This is a genomic window from uncultured Ruminococcus sp., from assembly GCF_946415235.1.
Lineage (GTDB): Bacteria > Bacillota > Clostridia > Oscillospirales > Ruminococcaceae > Ruminococcus.
Genome location: NZ_CAMKRR010000167.1, coordinates 1 through 3,571, shown reverse-complemented (window position 1 = coordinate 3,571; position 3,571 = coordinate 1). Strand labels below are relative to the sequence as shown.

At 43.9% G+C, this 3,571-nt stretch carries 2 protein-coding genes; both read right to left on the bottom strand.

Going from position 1 to position 3,571, the window contains the following annotated elements; genetic code table 11:
* Window positions 1-165: 165 nt before the first annotated feature.
* Window positions 166-2,829: a leucine-rich repeat protein gene (locus Q0R37_RS15480; RefSeq protein ID WP_294755513.1), complete on the bottom strand. Its 2,664-nt coding sequence runs from the start codon at window positions 2,827-2,829 to the stop codon at window positions 166-168.
* Between the two features lie 48 nt (window positions 2,830-2,877).
* Entirely contained in the window at window positions 2,878-3,213 is a 336-nt protein-coding gene (locus tag Q0R37_RS15475; RefSeq protein ID WP_294755512.1) for a hypothetical protein, read from the bottom strand.
* Window positions 3,214-3,571 lie beyond the last annotated feature (358 nt).

Genomic DNA, 3,571 nt, shown 5'->3' with positions numbered 1-3,571 from the left:
AAGTGCAAGCTTTTTCATCGTTTTTCGTACTTTCCCTTGCACTTCTATTATACAATATCTGTTCGCTTTTGTCGATATTTCGGTGTATATTTATGGCTTGAGGAGAGACTAACTAAAAAAGCGGCAGTATTACTACTGCCGCTTTTATATGTTTTATATTGATGTTCAGTCGAAGCTCTTTATGATGCCGAGGAGGTAGGTCTGTATCTTCTGTGCGTCATTTACTGTGATACCTGCTACGTTCTTGTCAACGTCGCCGTTTTCCCAGCCCTGCTCGGTTATGCGGCTTTCGGATGTGCCGTTGAGACCGTATCTGTTAGGATTTGCAAGCGCCTGCATTATTAGTACTGCGTCTGCAAGATCAACAGTGCCGTCGCAGTTTGTATCTCCTGCAAGGTATTCTGAAGGGGCATCTGTGAGTGCGATGAATTTGTCGCTTTGCTTTCTGTCTGCCATGTATTTCTCGGCAGTCGAGCCCTTATAGCCGTACATAGCAGTAAAATTACCCATGAAAGCCGTTTCTGCGATTTCACAGTCGGGATTGAGCACTTTTATGCTGACTTCACCGTCAAGCAAAGGTATCTGTATAATTCTGTCGTATGTATCTTCTTCGATTTTCATATTATCTCTGTTGCGGTATATAGAATAGAAAGCGTATTTTCCTACGGACTTTATGTTCTGAGGAAGAACAAGCGACCTGATCGTAGTATAGTCGAAGGTCGACTCCTTTATTTCAGTGAGAGTTGTAGGAATGTTCACTTCGCTGAGAAGATAGCAGTTTTCAAATGCTCCCTTGCCGAGTTCGGTAAGACCTTCTTTGAGAACAGCCTTTTTAAGCAGACTGTTATCTGAAAAAGCGTAATTTCCGATAGTTTTGAGGCCGCTTCCGAAGTTTACTTCTTCAAGAGAGTAGCCTTCACGGAAAGCGTATTTTCCGATTGATTCGAGACTGTCCGGAAGATCAAGCACCTTATAATCACGAATATGTGAAAAAGCATAAGCGCCTATGCTTTTCAGCTTGTTTCCAAAGTTTATATTTTTTATATGTATGCAGCTTTCAAATGCATCATCGTCTATTGAAACGACATTAGGGAGATCAATGGTTGAATCTAAAGCGCCGCAGCCTATCTCCTTTATGTTTTTGCCGAAGCTCACAGAAGAGAGGGATTCACAACATTGAAAAGCACCTTTTTCTATTTTTTCCACTCCGTCACCGATATCGACTATTTTCAGGTTTAACATATCACCGCCAAAGCACACATCTTCGGGGATGCTTTTTACATTTTTGCCTATCTTTATCTTTTTTACTGCATATTTACTGTCTATACCTTGAATATTGTTCCTTAATGAATAAGGAGAGATGCTTGTTACAGGGATAGTCTCAACTTCATCAGGGATAACCAGAACGCCGTCCTCCGGGATAATGACTTCTGTGAGTTCAGCTCCGTCCTCTGTTTTTGTGAAGCGCATACCGTACTCTCTTAAAGCGGCTTCGCCGAAATATGAGACGCCGAATCCGAAATATTCGAGCTTTTCACGTTCTTCAAAGGTGCAGTGCTTGATAGACTGTATCTTTGCGAATACCTGAGGCTCTCCCTCTTCGCTGACTATATAGCAGTCCTTCCATTCGTCAGCGCTGTAAAGGTATGAAAGCTTGCATTCGGGGTTCATGATATTAACGACGGTAGTATATCTCATGCCCTCACGTATGCTGTATTTGGGATCCGAAGCATCAAAAGGACAGCCCTTGAGTTCGGTAACACTTGCAGGAATGGTCATTTCCTTTATGCGAGTCCTGCCGAAAGCTCCGCAGCCGATAGACTTTACATTATCTGTGAGCTGTATATCCTCTATGTATGAGCAGCGGAAGAAAGCCTTTTCGCCGATGGTTTCGATATTATCTCCCACAACCACGGATTTCATATTTGAGCAGTTATAAAAAGCCGATTTGCCTATAGTTTTCAGACCATCATTGAGAACCGCCATATAGAGTATCGTACAGCCCTCAAAGGCGCTTTCTCCGACCTCTGTGATGTTTTCGCCGAAATAAACGTATTGTATCTCCGTGTCCTTGAAAGCTTCCTTGCCGATAGCTGTAACGGGAACTCCGTCAACAGCGTCGGGGATAACTATCTTTGAATTGCCGCTGCCGACATTTGAAGCGCCTGTTAAGGTAAGACCTGTTTCGTTCTTTTCAAACGTCATGCCGTAGCTTTCGATAAGGTCGTTTATTGAGGTAAGTCTTTCATAATTGCCCTTTTCATAATCCTCAACAGAGCAGTATCTTAGCTTGTACTTTTCGGCAGTTTTACGCGAAGCCGAGTCATCTGCGCTGACGATGACACATTGGCTGTAGTCGCCTTTATATTCGGAATATGAAGGTACATAATCATTGATGATAGTACATTCGGGGTTCTTTATGACAATGGCTGTGTCTCTGTTCTTGAGAGAAAACTTAAAATACAGAGGGCAGCCGAGCTGACCGATCTTTGTGACCTTTTCGGGTATCACAAGGCATCTGAGGTTCTCGCCCGAAAATACAGCTGAGCCGATAGATTCAAGGTTTTCGCCCAGATCGACCTCGGTTATGTTGGAGCTGTCTTTAAAAGCGCAGTTTCCGAGGCGCGTAAGGTTCTTTCCGAATTTTATTTTGCTTATCCCTGTACACATCTCAAATGCAAAATCGTCAATTACGGTAAGGCTGTCGGGAAATTCCAGTGATATCAGTGAGGGACAGCTGAAAAATGCACACTTGTCGATAGCTGTAAGGTTCTTGCCGAATGTTACGCTCTCCAGCTTCGGGCAGTACGCAAAAGCGCAGTTACCGATAGTTTCGACAGCGTCTCCGAACTTGACAGTCGTTAGCTCACTGAACTCTTAAAAAGTTCTTTCGCTAACGGTTTTGATGCTGTTTCCGAGAGTTACGGACTTCAATTTGTCCTTTACTGCGTCAAACGCGCCCTTTTCAATAGCTGTTACAGGCTTTCCGCCTATTTCGTCTGCAATGACGATCTCACAGCCGAGCTCGCCGTTTACTTCCGCAGCCGCGGCGTAGTCGCCGTATACATTGTAGCGGACACCCTTTTCCGTTACGGAAGAAGCTTCTGTGGCATAGGCAGCAGTGGTATGGCTGTTCTGAGCTGATACTGACGGATATGCTCCCCCAATGAGCACAATTGCTGTAACTGCTGCGATGATCTTTTTGATTTTCATGGTTTTTAACTCCTTTACTGTTATGATTAAGCCCGCAGGCTTGCAACAATTATATCACAGCCTGTTTGGCTGCACAATAATGAAATAAGAAAATTTACAATTTATTAAACAGTTCCCCGAGGCTTGGTATTGCGGTCGGAAGCAAAAAAACAGTACCTCTGACGGTTGCCTGTCAGAAGTACTGCGACATGATACTATTATATAAGTTCCGAGCTTTTCGGCAGCGTTATTTGTTACTGCGGCTCGAGCTCTGTATCGCTTGAAGCGATGCCTAAGCTTACAGTGATAACGTCCTCGCTGTCAAATGTGATTATCTCCATTTCGGGAGCTGTGTACTGTGCTTTCATGCTGTGACCTC